Consider the following 16,484-nt stretch of genomic DNA (forward strand, 5'->3'; position numbering starts at 1 on the left):
CCGTGCGTTCACCCGTACGCCCCCCATCTCACCCGTACGGACGGGTGCATCATATTTTCCTTCCGCAAGCCCCCCTATGCGGTATGAACCCTGACGAATCGCCACATCTTCTGCACCAGTAGCGTCACGAATCGCCTGCACGGCGACTATCCCCTTGGCGCTGTATCCGCATCATGGACGACCATGGGGATAGGAAAGAGACAGGGAACCAACGAACCGCGGTGAGAGGAGGCGTCCATGGGATCGGTGCGCAAGGCGAGCGCCTGGCTGGGCCTCGTGGAGGACAACGACGAGCGGTACTACGACGACGAGTACTCCGAAGATGCTGAGACCGGCACGCATCAGCCCTGGGTGACCGACCCGCGCGTGCGGGTCGCCTCCGAGAAGGCCGAGGACAAGGGCCGCCGGATCGCCACCGTCACCCCGGACAGCTTCCGGGACGCGCGCGCCATCGGCGAGCTCTTCCGGGACGGTGTGCCGGTGATCGTCAACCTCACCGCGATGGACCCCGGCGACGCCAAGCGCGTCGTGGACTTCGCCGCGGGACTGATCTTCGGCCTGCACGGTTCGATCGACCGCGTGGCGACCCGGGTCTTCCTGCTGTCACCCGCCCACACCCAGGTGGTCAACGGGGAAGCCGCCGGACGGCCCGCCGACGGCTTCTTCAACCAGAGCTGAGCAGGGCGCTCGCCGGAGAGCCCTACCGGAAAGCGTCCAGGCCGGTGAGCGCCTTGCCCAGCACCAGCTGGTGCATCTCCACGGTGCCCTCGTAGGTGAGCACCGACTCCAGGTTCGTCGCGTGCCGCATCACGGGGTATTCGAGCGAGATCCCGTTGGCACCGAGGATCGTGCGCGAGGTACGGCAGATCTCGATCGCCTCCCGCACGTTGTTGAGCTTCCCGAAGCTGACCTGCTCGGGGCGGATCCGGCCGGCGTCCATCCGGCGGCCCAGGTGGTGGGCGAGCAGGATGCCCTTGTGGAGCTCCAGGGCCATGTCCGCCAGCTTGGCCTGGGTGAGCTGGAACCCGCCGATGGGCCTGCCGAACTGCTCACGGGACTTCGCGTAGTCGAGTGCCGCCTCGAAACTGGCGCGCGCCGCGCCCATGGCGCCCCAGACGATGCCGTAGCGGGCGTGGCTGAGGCAGCTGAGCGGGCCGCGCAGCCCGGTGGCTCCGGGCAGGACCGCGTCGGCGGGCAGCCGCACGCCGTCCAGCACCAGCTCGCTGGTGACCGAGGCGCGCAGCGACCACTTGTGCCTGATCTCGGGTGCGGAGAAGCCGGGGCTGTCCGTCGGCACGACGAAGCCGCGGATCCCGGAGCCGCCACCCGCCTGGTCGGTCTGCGCCCATACGACGGCGACCCCGGCGACCGATCCGTTGGTGATCCACATCTTGCGGCCGGTGAGGACCCAGTCCTCGCCGTCCCGCTCCGCGTAGGTCCGCATCCCCGCGGGATCGGAGCCGTGGTCCGGTTCGGTGAGGCCGAAGCACCCGATCGTCTCACCGGCCGCCATGCCGGGCAGCCACCGCTGCTTCTGCTCCTCCGAGCCGAAGCGGTGGATCGCGTACATGGCGAGCGAACCCTGGACGGAGACCAGGGAGCGGATGCCTGAGTCGGCGGCCTCCAGCTCCAGACAGGCCAGGCCGTACTGGACGGCGCTCGCCCCGGCGCAGCCGTACCCCTGCAGGGACATGCCCAGCGCGCCGAGCGAGCCCAGCTCGCGGGCCAGCTCGCGGATGCCCGGGAGCTCGCCGTTCTCGTACCACTCGGCGATGTGCGGGAGGACCCGGTCGGCGGCCCAGGTGCGCACGGTGTCGCGGATCGCCAGGTCCTCGGGGTCGAGGAGGTCGTCGATGCCGAGCGGGTCACCCGGATCGAACGGCGGGGCCTTCATCGGCACGGACGGCTTCGCGGACTCGGTGGTGGACATCAGTGCCTCCGGCGGCTCGCACGGTACAGAAACACGCCACGGTACTAAAACTAGCAGTGGTAGTTACGGCGCCGTGCCGACGTTACGGCTCAGCGTGCCGATCGTCCAGAGCCCGATGCCTCGGCGGGTTCACGCCGGGAGGGGAGGGGGACCCGGCGCGCGGGGGCGTCGGACGCCGCGAGCGGACGGTGCTCGCCACGCGGTGCGGACCCGGCCGTTCCGGGACCGGTGGCCTGCTCCGGGAGGGCGGCGTCCCGCTCCCGGCAGGCATCCTTCACCGGCGGGCAGTCCATGGCGCGTGGCAGACGCAACGCCGCCAGCGCACCGAGCAGCAGGAGACCCGCGCTGACCAGCAGGGTGATGTGGAGGCCGTCGACGAAGGCGTGCCGGGCCGTGTTCCTCAGCAGGTCGCCCATGGGGCCGCCCAGCCGGCCGGCCACCTGGTAGGCCTCGCCCAGCGAGTGCGAGGCCGCCGACCCGGCGGCGGCCGGCACACCCTCCTCGTGGAGCCGGGAGAGCCCGGGGGCGTAGGCCGCGTTCATGACACTGCCGAGCAGGGCGATGCCCATGCCCGCACCCAGCTGGTAGGAAGTCTCGCCGATCGCGGCCGCGCCGCCGGCCCGTTCGGCGGGGACCTCGCTCAGCATCGACTCGTACGCCCCGAACAGCGTGGACTGCAGCCCGAAACCCAGCAGCACGAAGCCGGCGGTCAGCAGCACGGGCCGGTCGTGCTGGCCCATCAGGGTCAGCAGGAGCACCGAGGCCGCCGTGAGCACGAAGCCCCAGCCGACCATCCTTCGCGGACCGACACGGCTCAGGGTGTACGAGCCCGTGGCCCCCGCCGCCATCGCGGCGAAGGTCAGCGGCAGCAGCCGCAGACCGGTCTCCAGCGGACTCAGGTCCAGCACCAGCTGGAGGTACTGGACCGCGATCAGCTCCAGGCCGACCAGGGCCAGCATGGCGAGCACGATGCAGCCGACCGCGGTGGTGAAGGCGGGCCGGGAGAACATCGCGATGTCGATCAGCGGGTGCGTACGCCGCTTCTGCCTGCGTACGAAGAGGACGAGCAGGGCGGCTCCCGCGCACAGCGGGACCAGGGCGGCGGGGTGCAGCAACCCTTCGCCGCCGCCGATCCGCTTGATCCCGAGGACCGCTCCGAGCACGCCGGCCGCGGCCGTCATCGCGCCGAGCACGTCCCACGGGCCGTCGGCCACGCCGCGGGACTCGGGCAGCAGCCAGCGGCCGACCGGGAGGATCACCATCATGAGCGGGATGTTGATCAGGAAGACGGAGCCCCACCAGTAGTGCTCCACGAGGAAGCCGCCGATGACCGGCCCGGTCGCGGCTCCGACGGCGGCGACCGCGGTCCACACCCCGATGGCCAGGGCTCGCTCGCGGCGGTCGGGAAAGACCTGGCGGAGTATCGACAGCGTGGCCGGCATGATCATCGCGCCGCCCACGCCGAGCAGGGCGCGTGCGGCGATCAGCACACCGGGCGAATCGGCTGTGGCGGCGAGCGCGGAGGCGACGCCGAAGAGCGCGTAACCGAAGAGGAGGACACGCCGTCTGCCGATCCGGTCGCCGAGCGTGCCGAAGAGGATCAGCAGCGAGGCACAGACCAGCGGGTAGGCGTCCACGATCCACAGCAGGCCGGTGGCGCTGGGCCGCAGGTCCTCGGTGACGGCGGGGACGGCGACGTGCAGCACGGTCGCGTCGAGCGCGACGAGCAGGAGACTGAGGCAGAGGACGACCAGGACGACCCAGCGGTTGGCACCGTCGGCTGCCGCGCGCAGCCTGCTCACGGCCGTGGACGTCCCAGTCATGTACGTACCTCCCACAATGAGTCCCTCGCGCTCGGCAGACCTGCTGGGGCCGGCTCACGGCGTCCCCCGGGCCCGGCATCGACGGGCGAGTGAGCCGTCAGCGTACGCGAGTTCCAGGTGGTCACGCGTGGTGCAGCTCATACGTTCGCCGGCCACCGGGTGTGGCGTACGCCACTCCGCACCCCCGCGAGAGGGGCCGCCCGGCCGGTCGCACCGGTCCCCCGGCGGCGTGTCGGTGCGCCGGACGGTGGCCCTCCGAATGGCACCCCGGCTCCCCGGCGTGGTCACGCTGCGCCATTCCATCGACACCCAAACATTTCTACGAATAGCGCGGGAAACTAATAGGCGACGGGCCGGAACCCATTCCCCGGCACGCCGGGAATAGATACCTGTCTGAGACAAAGTCCACATCACATCGTCATCACAAAGACGCGGGATCGGCCGGATCACACACTCACTCGCTGTAACGTCCATTGTGTGCGTACCGACATCTTTGCCCGTCTGGACCGGGAGCCGGAACCGCCGAAGATAGAGACCCCGCGGATGAGTCCTCACCGCATCGCTCTCTTCGGCGGGACTTTGGCGTTCTATCTCGCCATCGTCGTCGCGGTGCTGGTCTCGTCCTGGCTGGTGGCCCTCGACTGGAAGGTCATGCTGTTCCGGCCGTACCAGCAGTGGCCGGAGCTCCACGCCTTCCTCGACTACTACGTCGTGCTCGGCCAGCGTGGCCCCACGGCCGTGATGGTCGCCGCCTGGCTCGGCTGGCGCTCCTGGCGCCAGCACACGCTGCGCCCACTGCTCACGCTGGGTGCGTCCCTGCTGCTGCTCAACCTGTCGGTGGGCGCGGTCAAGCTCGGTCTGGGGCGGCTCGGCCCGCACTACGCCACCCAGATCGGCTCGGCGGAGCTCTTCGCCGGCGGCGATATATTTCCTTCGGGCCACACCGCCAACGCCGTCGTGACCTGGGGAATCCTTGCTTACCTGGCCACCACGCCGCGAGCCAGGCGCTATCTGTCGGCCGTGTCGGCCTTCGTCTCGCTGGGCGTGGGGCTCACCACGGTCTACATCGGCACCCACTGGCTCAGCGACGTCCTGCTGGGCTGGGCCGCCGGCCTGCTGATCCTGCTCGCCCTGCCGTGGTTCGAGCCGCTGATCACGAGGGCCGAGGTCCTGATCCTCGCGGTGCGCGAGCAGTGGCGGAACCGCCGCAGGCGGCTCCGCAAGCCCGTACCGCCTTCTCCCGTGACCCCGGAGCCGGTGCTGCTGCCGCAGGCGCTGGGCGGTGGAGCGGCCGCCGAGGGGGAACAGGAAGCCGCGAGCAAGGCCGCGGCGCCAGGGGCGCCGGGGACCGCGGGCGCGGGACACCCGGGGACCCCCGCCAGGGCCCGGGCGCATCCGGCACACCCCGCACGTCCGGACCGGACACCGCCGGCTCCGGCCGGCTCCCGCCGCCCGCCCCACGCGGACCGCTCGCCGAGGAACAGCGCGGGGCAGTCCCGCCCGGTGGCGGGTGGCCCGGTCGCTCCCTGACCTGCGGAAACGTGAGCGCTGCCGACGCCCACGCAGAGCGAAGGCCCCGACTCCGGTCGGGGCCTTCGCTCGTGCGGGCCGGGGTCAGCCGACCCAGCAGCGGGTCACGGTCGAGGCGTCCACCTCGAAGTTGATGCGCCCGCCACGGAACTCCATGGTGATGACGGTGCCCGGCGCAAGAGCCCGGACCGTGCTCCAGCCACGCGCTCTGGCCTGCCGTTCGGCGGCCTCCGCGTCGAGGCCGACGTACGTCTCGGGGGTGTCGTCCGGCTGGGCGGGAGGGGTCGGTACAGATGCCATACCTCTCACCGTAGGCCGCCCGGCGACGCGGCGGAAGCGGTGGCGGTCACGGGTCCCGATGCATCTCCGTGTCCCCCGGCGGTCACGCTTGTGTCACAGGATCCCCACGCGTGTTTACCCGGGACGACTTCACCCGAACGGCAGCCGGACCCCACTCGGACTGAATTACGAGACATCCGGGAAATGCAGCCGAGAGAGCCCCCGGGAGGAAATTGAGGAGGGGGAGGGTACCGCGCGTGTTCTTATTCCGGAGACTCCAGAAAGAAGAATATGCGGGCAGGCCACCTCGAATTCACCCCTCCTTATGCATCCCTTACCTTTTGGGCCACCGCCCGGCGCGCCGGCTCAGGCCCCCTTGCGGATCACCGCCGCGGCCTTGTAACGCAGCGCGTACGCCCCGTCCAGCACGCCGCCCCTGGACCGGTGGTAGGCACTGCGCAGGACGCTCTGTGACCGTGTCCCGCCGCCCTGTGCGGCCAGCTCGGCGAAGAGCCTCTCGTGCCGCTCGGCGATCGGTGCGGGGTCGAACCGCGCGGCCGAGGCCCGTGCGGCCCGGCCCATGCGGTGCCGCAGGGCGTCGTCGTCGATCAGGCCGAGCAGGGCCTCTGCGAACGCGTGGGTGTCCCCCGGCGGAACCAGCCGCCCGTCCGTGCCGTCGTCGATGATCTCGGCCGGCCCGTGGGGGCAGTCAGTCGCCACGACCGGCACTCCGCACCTCATCGCCTCCACGATGGTCATGCCGAACGACTCCCGCTCGGAGGTGACGGCGGCGATGGAGCTCTTGGGCCACTCCTCCTCCATCGGATCGGCCGAACCCATGAGGAGAACCCGCTCCCGCAGTCCGAGCTCGTCCACGAGCCCGCGCAGGGGCTTCTGCTCGTTGCCGGACGCGTCCCCGGCTCCGTAGATCCGCAGGCGCCACTCCGGGCGTACCGCCGCGATCTCGGCGAAGGCCCGGATCAGCACGTCGTAGCGCTTGACCCGGTGCAGCCGGCCCGCCGCCACGATCGACTTGGCGTCGCAGTCCGCGGGCGCGCCGGCGGGCTCGGGCACGCTGTTCGGGATCGCCTCGATCCGCACGCCGGGCAGCCGGAGACCGGTGCGGTAGTCCCGGGCATCGGCCTCGGTGACGGTGGTGACCGCGTCGAGCTGCTGGTACCGGTGGCTTATCTCCCGGCGCAGGCGGTAGCCGTGGCTCTCCAGGGTGAGGTGCTCCTGGCCGACCCGTGCCGGGCCGCGCCGCGCCTGCCGGCTGATGTGGACGTTGAGGCCGGGGCGTGTACCGACGACGACATCGGCTTCCAGGGCGCCCAGATGAGCCGCGATACGGCTGTCGGTGAGTCTGCTGTACTGCCGGTGCCTGGTGTCGCCACGAGGGAAGACCGACGCGGGCCTGGCGTGCTCCTCGGCCTCCCCGTCGTACCCCGGGCTCGACTTGCGCAGATCGACGAGGTGGCTCATCCGCACCCCCTCGGGTGCGCCGAGCTTGGGCTCGTCGCGGTGCCGGAAGACGGAGACGATCTCGACGTCGTGCTGTTCCGCCAGGGTCCTGGCGAGCGTGAAGGTGGTACGGATCGTTCCCCCGATGCCGTACGCGTTGTGAAGCAGAAATGAAATGTGCATTACGGAGTCGTTTCCCCTGTTCGACTGGTCTGCAACGGACCCTACGTGGCGTCAGGTCACGACACAGCATTCGCACAGGAGTCGCACAAGGCCGTGACGTTTCGAACGAAGGCGCGTGCATCAGGGGCCGTTGCACGGAAGGTTGGGCTCCGGTTCGTCCGCGCGCTCCTCCGGTTCATCGGCCTGCCGGCTCCGGCGCTTGACCGGTCTCTTAATCTCCCGATTCGCGCGTGACCCCGGCCCCGGGTCTTCCGTTGTCTTCCATGAGCCGGGAACCGCCCGGCCCACGCACCGAGTTCGAGGAGCCACCCGTGCCGCGCATGCTCGACGTAAGCGAGGACGTACGCGCCGAGATCGGCGATGCCGAAGCCGACCGGCTGCTCGTCGGCGACAGTGCACCAGGCAGTTACGACTGCACCTCGTGCCGCACCCCCGGCGACTCCGACCAGGAGCGCACCAGCACGGTGCTGTTCGTGGGCGACGAGACCGCCGTGCTCGCCTTCGCCCACGCGACCTGCATCCCCTCGCAGGTCGTCCAGGTCGCGGAGGACCAGCTCCAGGGCGCCGTGCGGTCCATCACCGGCAGCGAGCAGAAGAATCCGGAGGGCCTCATGCCCGAACAGGCCGTCCTCGGCATCACCAGCGGTCTCGTCCTGATCGAGGACGACCTCCGCCCCGCCCTCGTCGTCGAACCGACCGGGCCGATCGCCCGGCCCGGCACGGACGGCAGCGGCGGCGATCAGTTCCTCCAGCTCCTGCTGGAACAGGGCTTCCAGCCGACGCCCCATCTCAACCGGCTGCCCGGCGTCCTCGCCGGCTGGTCCGTCCTCCTCGCCATGGGCCAGCTGCACGCGGTGCTCCAGCCCGGCGCCGGCGGCGGCAACCCCGTCGCCTGGTGGCAGGCGCACCAGCCGCTCCAGGTCACCGAGGGCTGGCGCACGGCGGCCAACAAGGCGCAGAGCGTCCTGGTGTTCGCCGCTCCGGCCGGTTCCATCGGGCAGCAGCCGCGCGAGGACCTGCTCCGCGACGCGCTGGACAAGGCCGCGGTCAACGGCCTCCTGGTCGCCGCGACGATGCCGCTCGCCGGGACCTGACCGTGTCCCCGCTGCCCTTCCCCTCCCGCCGAACAGCGTTTTCTCCGTCAGGCCCGCATCCGACGGGCGGTGAGGTCGTTGGCACCTACGTGCACTCATACGACCCTCCTCGCCAGCAGCAGACCCCGATTCCGGCCATGCGCCCGTCGCAGGACCCCTCGGGCGGCAAGTCCCCCACCCCGATCTACGACGCGCTGTACTCCGAGTACAGGCGATCGTTCCGGGCGCTTCCCGGGGACCGCACCGGTGAGGAGAATCTCGGCTTCAGAACGTTCGGCATCGGGACGTTCGGCAGCCGTGCACCGCTGAGCGGCCGTACCGCGGCGAACGCCCAGGGCAGCCACAGCTCGGGCGGCGGCAACCCCGGTTCCTGGCAGCGGGTCGGACGGCATGCCGGGCGTGCCCGGCCCGCGGCGCTGCCGCCCGGGTCCACGGACACCTGAGGATCACGGCGAAGCCCCCTGGGTCCCTTGCGGGTCCAGGGGGCTTCGCCGTGATCCTCAGCTCACTTCTTGCGGCCGCGCTTCTCGCGCACCCGCACGGAGATGTGGATCGGCGTGCCCTCGAACCCGAACTCCTCGCGCAGGCGGCGTTCGACGAAGCGGCGGTAGCCGTGCTCCAGGAAGCCGGACGAGAAGAGGACGAACCGCGGCGGCTTGGTGCCCGCCTGGGTGCCGAAGAGGATGCGGGGCTGCTTGCCGCCGCGCACGGGGTGCGGGTGGGAGGCGACGATCTCACCGAGGAAGGCGTTGAGCCTGCCGGTGGGGATGCGGGTCTCCCAGCCCTCGATCGCGGTCTCGATCGCCGGGACCAGCTTCTCCATGTGCCGGCCGGTGACGGCCGAGACGTTGACGCGCGGGGCCCAGGCGACCTGCGCGAGCTCCGTGTCGATCTCGCGCTCCAGGTAGTAGCGGCGCTCCTCGTCGAGGGTGTCCCACTTGTTGAAGGCGAGCACGATCGCCCGGCCCGCTTCCACGGCCATGGTGACGATGCGCTGGTCCTGGACGCTGATGGACTCGCTCGAGTCGATCAGGATGACGGCGACCTCGGCCTTCTCCACGGCGGCGGCGGTACGCAGCGAGGCGTAGTAGTCCGCGCCCTCCTGGAGGTGGACCTTGCGGCGGATACCGGCCGTGTCGATGAACTTCCAGGTGACGCCGCCGAGCTCGATCAGCTCGTCGACCGGGTCACGGGTGGTGCCTGCCAGCTCGTTGACGACGACGCGGTCCTCGTTGGCGACCTTGTTCAGCAGCGAGGACTTGCCGACGTTGGGGCGGCCGATGAGCGCGATGCGGCGGGGCCCGCCGAGCGCGGTGCCGAAGGTCTGGGCCGGTGCCTCGGGCAGCGCCTCCAGGACGGCGTCCAGCATGTCTCCGGTGCCGCGGCCGTGCAGGGAGGAGACCGGGTGCGGCTCGCCGAGGCCGAGCGACCAGAGCGCGGTGGCGTCGGCCTCGCCGCTCTGTCCGTCGACCTTGTTGGCGCAGAGGACGACGGGCTTCTTGGCCTTGCGCAGCAGCCTGACGACGGCCTCGTCGGTGTCGGTCGCGCCGACCGTCGCGTCGACGACGAAGACGACCGCGTCGGCCGTCGAGATCGCGTACTCGGCCTGGGCGGCGACGGAGGCGTCGAGGCCGAGGACGTCCTGCTCCCAGCCGCCGGTGTCGACGACCTTGAAGCGGCGCCCGGCCCACTCGGCCTCGTAGCTGACGCGGTCACGGGTCACGCCCGGCTTGTCCTGGACGACGGCCTCACGGCGGCCGATGATCCGGTTCACCAGGGTCGACTTGCCGACATTCGGGCGGCCGACGACGGCGAGCACGGGAAGCGGTCCGTGACCGGCCGCACCGATCGCGCCCTCGACCTCCTCGGGGTCGAACCCCTCCTGCGCGGCGAGCTCCATGAACTCCGCGTACTCGGCATCGCCAAGTGCTCCGTGCTCGTGGTCCGAGCCGCCGGAGTGAATCTGGTCGTTCATGAAGTCCGTTCCTCTTTGCATCATCATCGATGGGCCGCGATCGCGCGGCCCACTACTCAAGTCCTGACCGGGCGCCCGGTGAGGCGCCTGGCGTTCTCCAGGTGCGCGGTCAGCTCCCCCTGGATCCGGAGAGTCGCCTCGTCCAGCGCCTTCCTGGTCCGCCGGCCGCTGCCGTCGCCTGCCTGGAAGGCGTCGCCGAAGACGACGTCGACCCTGCTCCGCAGCGGAGGCAGTGCTGATATCAACCGTCCGCGGCGCTCCGTGCTTCCCAGGACCGCGACGGGGACGATCGGCGCCCCGCCGCGCACCGCGAAGTACGCGAGCCCCGCGCGCAGGGAGGCGAAGTCGCCCTCGCCCCTGGTGCCCTCGGGGAAGATCCCGAGGACACCGCCGTCGTCCAGCACGCCGAGTGCCTGCGTGATGGCATTGCGGTCGACGGTCGTACGGTCCACCTTCAGCTGCCCGATTCCACGGAGGAACGGATCGAGGGGGCCGACGAACGCCTCCTTCTTGATGAGGAAGTGGACGGGCCGGGGCGCGGTGCCCATCAGCATCGGTCCGTCGAGATTGTGCGCGTGGTTCACCGCGAGTATGACGGGTCCCGTGGTGGGGACGCGCCATGCCCCGAGCACACGGGGCCTGAACAGCCCGTACATGAGCCCGATGCCGATCCCGCGCCCGACGGCCGCTCCGCGCAGCGTCGGCGCGGTGGTGGCTTCGGTCACTTCGCGGCCTGCTTCTCCCCGACGAGGGTGACGACGCACTCGATGACCTGCCCGAGGGTCAGGTCCGTGGTGTCCACCTCGACGGCGTCCCCGGCCTTGGCCAGCGGTGAGGTCTTGCGGCCGGAGTCCGCGGCGTCCCGCTTGATCAGCGCCTCCCGGGTGGCGGCCAGGTCGGAGCCCTTGACCTCACCGCTGCGGCGCGCGGCGCGCGCCTCCGGGGAGGCGGTCAGGAAGATCTTGATGTCGGCGTCGGGCAGCACCGTGGTGCCGATGTCACGGCCCTCGACGACGATGCCGCGCTCGGCCTCCTTGGCGATCGAGCGCTGCAGCTCGGTGATCAGGGCGCGCACCTCGGGTACGGCGCTGACGGCGCTGACCTTGGAGGTGACCTCCTGGGTGCGGATGGGACCCGAGGCGTCCTCGCCGTCGACGGTGATCGTCGGGGCGGACGGGTCCGTGCCGGAGACGATGACCGGCTTGGCGGCGGCCGTGGCGATCTCGGCCGGGTTCTGCACGTCGATGCCGTTGTTCAGCATCCACCACGTGATCGCCCGGTACTGCGCGCCGGTGTCCAGGTAGCTCAGGCCGAGCTGGGCGGCGACGGCCTTGGAGGTGCTCGACTTGCCGGTGCCGGAGGGGCCGTCGATGGCGACGATCACTGCGGCCGGGGCGGTCCGGGCGGCGGCGCTTACGGTTTCCACGGTGGTGGACACCTTCCTGGTACACGGGGACGGGCGGAGCGGGGCAGGGCTGACCGGGGCGCCCTCCCCACAAGGTTACCGAGTGCGCGAAGCGCCTTTGCACCCCTGTCGCCGGGGCCTCCCCCTGGCCCGCCCGGCCTTCCGTGACGAAAGACCCTTACGGGCGGATCGACCAGCCCCGTTCGCTGAGGGCCGCGCTCAGCGCGGGTGCGGCGCTCGGCTCGACCATGAGCTGGACCAGTCCGGCCTGCTGGCCGGTGGCGTGCTCGATGCGGACGTCCTCGATGTTGACGCCGGCCCGCCCCGCGTCGGCGAAGATCGATGCCAGCTCGCCCGGCCGGTCGCTGATGAGCACGGCGACGATCTCGTACGAGGCCGGGGCCGCCCCGTGCTTGCCGGGGACCCTGACCCGGCCCGCGTTGCCGCGCCGCAGGACGTCCTCGATGCCTTCGGTGCCCGTGCGGCGCTTGTCCTCGTCGGCGGACTGCAGGCCGCGCAGTGCTCGTACCGTCTCGTCCAGGTCGGTGGCGACGCCCGCCAGCACGTCGGCGACCGGCCCGGGGTTGGCGGAGAGGATCTCCACCCACATCCGGGGGTCGGAGGCCGCGATGCGGGTGACGTCCCTGATCCCCTGGCCGCACAGGCGTACGGCGGTCTCGTCGGCCTCCTCCAGCCGGGCGGCGACCATCGAGGAGATCAGCTGCGGGGTGTGGGAGACCAGGGCGACGGCGCGGTCGTGGGCGTCGGCGTCCATGACGACCGGGACGGCCCGGCAGAGCGCGACCAGTTCCAGGGCGAGGTTGAGGACCTCGGTGTCCGTCTCCCGGGTCGGTGTGAGGACCCAGGGGCGTCCCTCGAAGAGGTCGGCGGTCGCCGCGAGAGGGCCTGAGCGCTCCTTGCCGGCCATGGGGTGCGTGCCGATGTACGGCGTGAGGTCGACGCCGAGCGCCTCCAGCTCACGGCGCGGGCCGCCCTTGACACTGGCGACGTCGAGGTAGGCGCGGGCGACCCCGTCCCGCATGGCCGTGGCCAGCACGGACGCGGTGTGGGCGGGCGGCACGGCGATGATCGCCAGGTCGACGGGGCGCTCGGGCGCCTCGTCCGTGCCGGCGCCGAGCGCGGCGGCGGTCCGCGCCGAGGACGGATCGCTGTCGACGAGGTGCACCTGGACGCCGCGCCCCGCGAGGGCGAGGGCGGCGGAGGTGCCGACCAGTCCGGTTCCGATGACCAGGGCGGTTCTCACTGGGCGATGTCCTTGCGGAGGGCGCCGGTGGCGCCGAGGTAGACGTGGCTGATCTCGGACTTGGAGAGATACGTCTCCACATGGGCCATGACACGCACCACGCGGGGCATGGCCCCGGTGATGTCGAGCTCCTGCGCACAGATCAGCGGTACGTCGACGATCCCGAGGCCCCGGGCCGCGGCGGCCGGGAAATCGCTGTGCAGATCGGGGGTGGCGGTGAACCAGACGCTGATCAGGTCGTCGGCGACGAGCTGATTGCGTTCCAGGACCGCGGTGAGGAGTTCACTCACCCGCTCGTCCATGTGACCGGCCTCGTCCCGGTCCAGCTGGACGGCTCCACGGACTGCTCGTACCGCCACGTCGTACCCCTCGTCGCCTCGTGCTGCGTGCCCTTTCAGCCTAGAGGTGCCGAGGCACCGCCGGTCACCGGTGCTCTGTCCGTGAGACGCGGCCTTCCGGGCGGATCGACTGTGAGGGCGGCGGCGTCCGGCTCCGGTGGGGCGCGTACCCTCACGCGCATGATCACCCCTGACGACGCGCGGCTCGTACGGGAGCACACCGTCTACTCCTGTGTGATGGGCTCCCGCGCCTTCGGGCTGGCCACCGAGGGCAGCGACACGGACCTGCGCGGGGTCTTCCTCGCACCCACCCCGCTGTTCTGGGGCTTCACGAAGCCTCCGGGCCACGTCGAGGGTCCGGCCGACGAGCAGTTCTCCTGGGAGCTGGAGCGCTTCTGCGAGCTGGCGCTGCGGGCGAACCCCAATGTGCTGGAGTGCCTGCACTCCCCGCTCGTGGAGCGGGCCGACGCCACGGGCCGCGAACTCCTGTATCTGCGCGGGGCCTTCCTGTCCCGGCAGGCCCACGGAACGTTCGTACGTTACGCACTGGGGCAGCGGCGGAAGCTGGAGGCCGATGTCCGGGCGCACGGCGCTCCGCGCTGGAAGCACGCCATGCATCTGCTGCGGCTGCTGGCCTCCTGCCGGGACCTGCTGCGGACGGGCGAGCTGCGGATCGAGGTCGGGGACGCGCGCGAGGATCTGCTGGCGGTGCAGCGGGGCGAGGTCCCGTGGGCCGAGGTGGAGCGCCGCATGACACGCCTGGCCGAGGAGAACGACGAGGCGGCCGCCCGCTCCCCGCTGCCGCCGGAGCCCGACCGGAACCGCGTGGAGGCGTTCCTGATCCGGACCCGGCGGGCGTCGGCGGAGTCGTAGCTCAGGCGGCGTCCGCCGGGCGGCGGGCGACCCAGAGGCTGCGTGTCGAGCGGACGACGAGGTCGTCCCGGTGGCGCACGTCCGCCGGGCCTCCGTCGACCAGGGTGCCGAGCGCGGCGAGGTCCGCGGGGTCGACCCGGCCGTCCAGGGCGCCACGGATGCGGTCGAGCACGACGTGGGCGTACCGGCCGACGCCGGGGGGCAGCGGGCCGCGCAGCTCCAGCCGCTCCGTGCGCTCGTCCTCGACGAGGAGGCCGGCCCCGGCCAGCATGGCTCCCCAGTCGGCGCCCATGTGGGGCATCTGCTCGGCGTGGAGGCCGTCCAGCGCCGCGCGGCAGCGCGCCTCCAGGCCGGGGCGGTCGGCCACGGCGTCGTCCGGGAGGAAGCGCGGCATCCCGTCGAGCTCGGCGACGGCCACCAGTCCGCCGGGGCGCAGTGCGGCACGGACCCCGTCGAGGGCGGCGGCCGGGTCGTCCACGTGGTGCAGGGAGGCCGAGGCCCAGACGAGGTCGGCGTCCGTGATGCCGGCGAGCCCGGCACCCGCGTCCGTCTCCAGGGTGTCCACCCGGTCGCCCAGGCCCTTCGCCCTGGCCGCCTCGACGAGCCGGGCGAGCATGGCGGGTGAGCTGTCGACGGCGGTCACACGGGCCTGGGGGAAGCGTTCCAGCAGGGCGAACGTGCCGGTTCCGGTGCCCGATCCCAGGTCGACGACGTGCGCGACGCCGTCCCCGGCGATCTCGGCGAGCCGCCGGGTCACCGCGGCGAGGTAAGGGGCGAAGATCCGGGCGTCGAGATCGAGTACGACGGCGAGGGCGTCGTCCTGTCCGGTGTCCGCGTGCCCATGGCCGTGCTCGTGGTGGTGGCCGGGGCCGTGGTGGTGCGTGGGGGAAGCGGAAGATGTCATGCCACCGAGCCTACGAAGATTTGCGTGCAACGCATACTCTCTTGCCCATGACGCAAGAAGGAAGTGCTCTGGACGGCCTCGTACGCAAACGGATCCGGGCCCTGCGTGCCGCGCACAGCTGGTCGCTCGACGACCTCGCCGCCCGCTGCCACCTCAGCCCTTCCACGCTGAGCCGGATCGAGACGGGCCACCGGAGGATCGCGCTCGACCAGCTCACCGTGATCGCCCGGGCGCTGGGTACCTCGCTCGACCAGCTCGTCGAGACGGACGCCGACGACGTGGTCACGAACCCCACCCTCGACCTGGCGCGGGGTCTGACCCAGTGGGCGCTGCGCGGCCAGCCCGGCGTGACCGTGGCCCGGATACGGCTGACCGGTCCCCCCGCCGAAGGCCCTTCGGCGCTCAAGGCGCACCCCGGCCGGGAGTGGTTCACGGTGCTGTCCGGCACGGCCTTGCTGGTGCTGGGGGAACGGCGGCTGCGGGTGGAGCAGGGGCAGGCGGCGGAGTTCACCACGATGCTCCCGCACGCGCTGGGGTCCGTGGGCGGCCCCGCCGAGGTCCTCGGCATCTTCGACCGGGACGGCCGCCGCTCCCATCTGCGCGAACGCGGGTGAGAGGGCGGCCGCCGGGCCGTCAGGACGGGACGGTCTCCCCCAGCCGCGCACGGACGACGAGATCGTGCAGGGCGTCGAAGCCCGAGGGCGCCTCCGCGAGCGGTGACGCGGTCTGCGCCTCGTCGAGCACGAGGTGCAGGGCCTCGACGTCCTGTGCGACGGCCGCGCCGTCGGGCAGGTGCGCGGCCCCGTGCTCGGCATCCGCCTTCGCCTCGATCAGCGCGGGCAGGTAGGCCGGCGCGGCCACCTCGCCCAGCAGGGACGGCAGATGCGCGACCAGGGTGCCGGTGCGCATCAGATGGATGCCGGTGAGCAGCGCGCGGAACGTGTAGAGGAGCGGCTTCAGCTCGCCGGTCCTCCCGTACAGCCGCCACTGCGTCCCTGCGAAGCCCCGGTAGTGGTGGGCATGGTTGCGGGTCACCACCGACGGAGCCAGCTCCACGAGTTCGGCGTGGAGGGCGGTGGTGTGCACCACGAGCGGGGACAGCAGCTGTTCGAGCACATAGCCGTTGGGTTTCAGCATGAGCCGGACGAACTTACGCAGGTCGTGGGTGACGAGGTCCATCTCCACCCCGTCGTGGTCCCACATCCGTGACCGTGTCTCCTCCGGCGTCCGGAGCCCGACGAGATCTTCCGCGGGCAGGACGTGGACCCCCCGCAGGTCCACGTCCGAGTCCCGCGAGGGGAAGCCGTACAGATGGGCGCCCGAGACCGTGGCGAACAGGAGCGGGCAGGGCTCCTGTTCGAGTATCGGGGTCAGGTCGGTGACCGGCAGCCCGGCCCGTCGGAGGAGTGTCGTGTCGCTGTGCAT

17 protein-coding genes are annotated in these 16,484 nt (G+C 71.6%); 6 read left to right on the top strand and 11 right to left on the bottom strand.

Annotated elements, in window-relative coordinates; genetic code table 11:
- The first annotated feature begins 237 nt into the window (after positions 1-237).
- Positions 238-678, top strand: coding sequence for a cell division protein SepF (locus AB0P41_RS33915; RefSeq protein WP_356716222.1), 441 nt, complete (start codon positions 238-240; stop codon positions 676-678).
- A gap of 22 nt (positions 679-700) precedes the next feature.
- On the opposite strand, the gene AB0P41_RS33920 is transcribed toward AB0P41_RS33915, so the two are convergent.
- Together AB0P41_RS33920 and AB0P41_RS33925 are read right to left on the bottom strand one after the other, a co-directional pair.
- A complete protein-coding gene (locus tag AB0P41_RS33920; protein ID WP_356716224.1) occupies positions 701-1,930 on the bottom strand; it encodes an acyl-CoA dehydrogenase family protein in 1,230 nt (409 codons plus the stop codon).
- A gap of 89 nt (positions 1,931-2,019) precedes the next feature.
- Positions 2,020-3,753 carry an MFS transporter gene (locus AB0P41_RS33925; RefSeq protein WP_356716226.1) on the bottom strand — a complete coding sequence of 578 codons (1,734 nt, stop codon included), beginning with the start codon at positions 3,751-3,753 and terminating at the stop codon, positions 2,020-2,022.
- Positions 3,754-4,230: 477 nt separating this feature from the next.
- Between AB0P41_RS33925 and AB0P41_RS33930 the strand changes: the two genes are divergently transcribed.
- Positions 4,231-5,283, top strand: a complete 1,053-nt coding sequence (locus AB0P41_RS33930) for a phosphatase PAP2 family protein (RefSeq protein WP_356716228.1) — start codon at positions 4,231-4,233, stop codon at positions 5,281-5,283.
- A gap of 84 nt (positions 5,284-5,367) precedes the next feature.
- Here the strand turns inward: AB0P41_RS33930 and AB0P41_RS33935 are convergent, their stop codons facing one another.
- Positions 5,368-5,583, bottom strand: a complete 216-nt coding sequence (locus AB0P41_RS33935; protein ID WP_356716230.1) for an I78 family peptidase inhibitor — start codon at positions 5,581-5,583, stop codon at positions 5,368-5,370.
- 345 nt (positions 5,584-5,928) lie between these two features.
- Positions 5,929-7,206: a glycosyltransferase family 4 protein gene (locus AB0P41_RS33940; RefSeq protein ID WP_365935977.1), complete on the bottom strand. Its 1,278-nt coding sequence runs from the start codon at positions 7,204-7,206 to the stop codon at positions 5,929-5,931.
- A gap of 311 nt (positions 7,207-7,517) precedes the next feature.
- Here AB0P41_RS33940 and AB0P41_RS33945 point away from each other — a divergent pair, with 311 nt between their 5' ends.
- Complete coding sequence (locus tag AB0P41_RS33945) at positions 7,518-8,300, top strand: hypothetical protein (RefSeq protein ID WP_356716298.1); 783 nt, start codon at positions 7,518-7,520, stop codon at positions 8,298-8,300.
- Positions 8,301-8,437: 137 nt separating this feature from the next.
- Positions 8,438-8,743, top strand: coding sequence for a hypothetical protein (locus AB0P41_RS33950; RefSeq protein WP_356716234.1), 306 nt, complete (start codon positions 8,438-8,440; stop codon positions 8,741-8,743).
- 62 nt (positions 8,744-8,805) lie between these two features.
- Here AB0P41_RS33950 and der read toward each other — a convergent pair whose 3' ends face one another.
- The 5 genes from der to aroH all read right to left on the bottom strand — a co-directional run bounded on the left by der (position 8,806) and on the right by aroH (position 13,303).
- Entirely contained in the window at positions 8,806-10,275 is a 1,470-nt protein-coding gene (der, locus tag AB0P41_RS33955) for a ribosome biogenesis GTPase Der (RefSeq protein ID WP_356716235.1), read from the bottom strand.
- Positions 10,276-10,331: 56 nt separating this feature from the next.
- Positions 10,332-11,000 carry a lysophospholipid acyltransferase family protein gene (locus tag AB0P41_RS33960; RefSeq protein ID WP_356716237.1) on the bottom strand — a complete coding sequence of 223 codons (669 nt, stop codon included), beginning with the start codon at positions 10,998-11,000 and terminating at the stop codon, positions 10,332-10,334.
- The gene (gene cmk, locus AB0P41_RS33965) at positions 10,997-11,713 is read right to left on the bottom strand and encodes a (d)CMP kinase (protein WP_356716239.1); all 717 of its coding nucleotides are present in this window, start codon (positions 11,711-11,713) and stop codon (positions 10,997-10,999) included. Before cmk ends, AB0P41_RS33960 begins: the two co-directional genes overlap by 4 nt.
- Before the next feature lie 145 nt (positions 11,714-11,858).
- Positions 11,859-12,944 carry a prephenate dehydrogenase gene (locus tag AB0P41_RS33970; RefSeq protein ID WP_365935978.1) on the bottom strand — a complete coding sequence of 362 codons (1,086 nt, stop codon included), beginning with the start codon at positions 12,942-12,944 and terminating at the stop codon, positions 11,859-11,861.
- Entirely contained in the window at positions 12,941-13,303 is a 363-nt protein-coding gene (gene aroH, locus AB0P41_RS33975) for a chorismate mutase (protein ID WP_356716243.1), read from the bottom strand. Before aroH ends, AB0P41_RS33970 begins: the two co-directional genes overlap by 4 nt.
- Positions 13,304-13,462: 159 nt before the next feature.
- Here aroH and AB0P41_RS33980 point away from each other — a divergent pair, with 159 nt between their 5' ends.
- Entirely contained in the window at positions 13,463-14,155 is a 693-nt protein-coding gene (locus AB0P41_RS33980; protein ID WP_365935979.1) for a nucleotidyltransferase domain-containing protein, read from the top strand.
- A 1-nt stretch (position 14,156) separates the two neighbouring features.
- On the opposite strand, the gene AB0P41_RS33985 is transcribed toward AB0P41_RS33980, so the two are convergent.
- Positions 14,157-15,059: a class I SAM-dependent methyltransferase gene (locus tag AB0P41_RS33985; protein ID WP_365935980.1), complete on the bottom strand. Its 903-nt coding sequence runs from the start codon at positions 15,057-15,059 to the stop codon at positions 14,157-14,159.
- Between the two features lie 47 nt (positions 15,060-15,106).
- Between AB0P41_RS33985 and AB0P41_RS33990 the strand changes: the two genes are divergently transcribed.
- Positions 15,107-15,673, top strand: coding sequence for an XRE family transcriptional regulator (locus AB0P41_RS33990; RefSeq protein ID WP_356716249.1), 567 nt, complete (start codon positions 15,107-15,109; stop codon positions 15,671-15,673).
- Between the two features lie 19 nt (positions 15,674-15,692).
- On the opposite strand, the gene AB0P41_RS33995 is transcribed toward AB0P41_RS33990, so the two are convergent.
- A complete protein-coding gene (locus tag AB0P41_RS33995) occupies positions 15,693-16,484 on the bottom strand; it encodes a nucleotidyltransferase domain-containing protein (protein WP_365935981.1) in 792 nt (263 codons plus the stop codon).

The sequence above is a fragment of the Streptomyces sp. NPDC079167 genome (assembly GCF_040686735.1).
Taxonomy (GTDB): Bacteria; Actinomycetota; Actinomycetes; order Streptomycetales; family Streptomycetaceae; genus Streptomyces.